Raw genomic sequence first — 1,018 nt, 5'->3', positions numbered from 1 at the left:
GGAAAAGATCCAGAAACGCCTCGGAAGTGGCTTGGGGCGGAAAGGCCCAATCATCGGAGCACTCCTGGGAATCCTGACTCCGTTTTGCAGCGCTTCTATGGTGCCGGTCTCCATGGGTATGATCGAGTCAAAGGTTCCTTTCTCTACCGTGTTGTCGTTTTTATTCTCGGCCCCTGTCTGCAATTTCATGGTTGTGGGGATCATCTTCGGGGTCTTCGGCTGGCAGATCGCTCTCGTGTATTTTGTCGTAACAATCATCATGGCAATCATTGGAGGGGCGTTCCTGGGCAACACCCGGCTGAAACACGAGGTCAAAGAAGTGATGACCTTCGTGCAATCCTGTGGTTGTGCATCGGCTCCTGAGACCCCATCCGCGTGCGGGTGCTCGGCCACCGTGCAGCACCCGTCATGTGGCGTCTCCCCTTGCAGCGTGCCCCCGGCACCTGTAACCAACCCAACATCCGGGTGTTGTGGAACCGCAGCGCCGGATGTGGAGTATTCATCGGGAAGTTTCTGGGAACGCAACCGGCCCCGCCTCATCCGCAGTATGCCGTTTGCCCGGGCATTGTTTGTGCAGATCATCCCGTACGTGCTCATCGGTGCAGCAATTAGTGGTGTCTGCGCAGCCTTCCTTCCGGCATCGATCGTTGAAGCCTACGTGGGGAACTCAAACCTGCTCGCGATTCCCATCGCAGCGGCAATTGGTGTCCCGCTCTACCTGAGAATCGAGATGGCAATTCCGCTGCTCTCGGTTCTTCTCGCAAAAGGTATGAGCCTCGGAGCAGCAATGGCCCTCCTCATCGGAGGGACCGGTGCAAGCCTGCCGGAGATTGCGATCCTCGGATCTATGCTCAAACCCAAGGCTATTGCTGCCTATGTCCTCTGGGTGTTCGTCACGGCAACCCTTGGCGGTTTTATTTTTTATGCAGTGTTTGTCGGGATGGCATAGTCAGGGAGATCGGTCGGGATGGAGAACAGGGAAAGCGGGCAAAAACTGGCAGCCGGCCCAGCCTACCTG

At 56.9% G+C, this 1,018-nt stretch carries 1 protein-coding gene; it reads left to right on the top strand.

Annotated elements, in window-relative coordinates:
• A partial coding sequence (locus CW742_RS15240) for a permease (RefSeq protein WP_292421883.1) occupies positions 1-949 on the top strand: 949 nt, incomplete at its 5' end.
• Between the last annotated feature and the right edge of the window lie 69 nt (positions 950-1,018).

The organism is Methanoregula sp. (assembly GCF_002835825.1).
Taxonomy (GTDB): Archaea; Halobacteriota; Methanomicrobia; order Methanomicrobiales; family Methanospirillaceae; genus Methanoregula.
The sequence above is the reverse complement of the archived record's forward strand: the minus strand, read 5'-3'. Positions and strand labels throughout refer to the sequence as shown.